Origin of the sequence: Pseudomonas floridensis (assembly GCF_002087235.1) — a bacterium.
Classification (GTDB): domain Bacteria; phylum Pseudomonadota; class Gammaproteobacteria; order Pseudomonadales; family Pseudomonadaceae; genus Aquipseudomonas; species Aquipseudomonas floridensis.
Genome location: NZ_MUIO01000200.1, coordinates 1 through 1,114, shown reverse-complemented (window position 1 = coordinate 1,114; position 1,114 = coordinate 1). Strand labels below are relative to the sequence as shown.

Genomic DNA, 1,114 nt, shown 5'->3' with positions numbered 1-1,114 from the left:
GTCCGCGCCGTGGGAATAGTTGCGACTTTTTTTCGCCTGCTACAGAGCTGGGATGCTCGCTTGCGGTGACCTTCTGTGGACATGCCCAAAGGTATCCGCCCCTTGAAACTGCTGTGGAAAAGCATTTTCAGCGTGTCGGTTTTGGATGTGCCCAAGCCACTTTGAACAAGGGTTAACAAGATGAAGAAGGCAAAGCTGAGTCTGGCCTGGCAGATTTTGATCGGTCTGGCGTTGGGTATCGCTTTCGGTGCGGTGCTCAACCATTTCAGTGCTGAAAAAGCCTGGTGGATCGGCAACATTCTGCAACCAGCGGGTGATATTTTCATTCGTTTGATCAAGATGATCGTCATCCCGATCGTGATTGCATCGCTCGTTGTGGGCATCGCAGGCGTCGGCGATGCCAAGAAGCTGGGCCGCATTGGCCTTAAGACCATCATCTATTTCGAGGTGGTGACCACCATCGCGATTCTGGTCGGTCTGGTCCTGGCCAACGTTTTCCATCCAGGTACTGGCATCGACATGAGCACACTGGGCACGGTCGATATTTCCAAGTACCAGCAGACCACGGCCGAGGTTCAGCACGATCATGCGTTCATTGCCACGATCCTCAACCTGATCCCGTCCAACATCATTGCCGCAATGGCGCGTGGCGACATCCTGCCGATCATCTTCTTCTCAGTGATGTTCGGTCTGGGCCTTTCCAGTCTGGACGCCGAGGTGCGCGACCCTCTGATCAAGGTGTTCCAGGGCGTGTCGGAGACCATGTTCAAGGTCACCCACATGATCATGAACTACGCGCCGATCGGGGTATTCGCGTTGATCGCAGTGACCATTGCCAACTTCGGTTTTGCCTCGCTGCTGCCGCTGGCCAAGCTGGTGATTCTGGTTTACGCGGCCATCGCCTTTTTCGCATTCGTGGTCCTGGGCCTGATTGCCCGTGCGTTCGGGTTCTCGGTCCTGAAGCTGATGCGTATCTTCAAGGACGAGCTGATTCTCGCTTACTCCACCGCAAGTTCTGAGACTGCGCTGCCTCGTGTGATCCAGAAGATGGAAGCCTATGGCGCGCCGAAAGCGATCTGCAGCTTCGTGGTGCCGACCGGTTACTCGTTCAACC

Annotated in this window: 1 protein-coding gene; it reads left to right on the top strand. The window is 55.4% G+C overall.

Features of this window, described 5'->3' with window-relative positions:
• Positions 1 to 180: 180 nt before the first annotated feature.
• On the top strand, positions 181 to 1,114 hold a 934-nt coding region (locus BZK31_RS28185; protein WP_083186446.1), incomplete at its 3' end, for a cation:dicarboxylate symporter family transporter.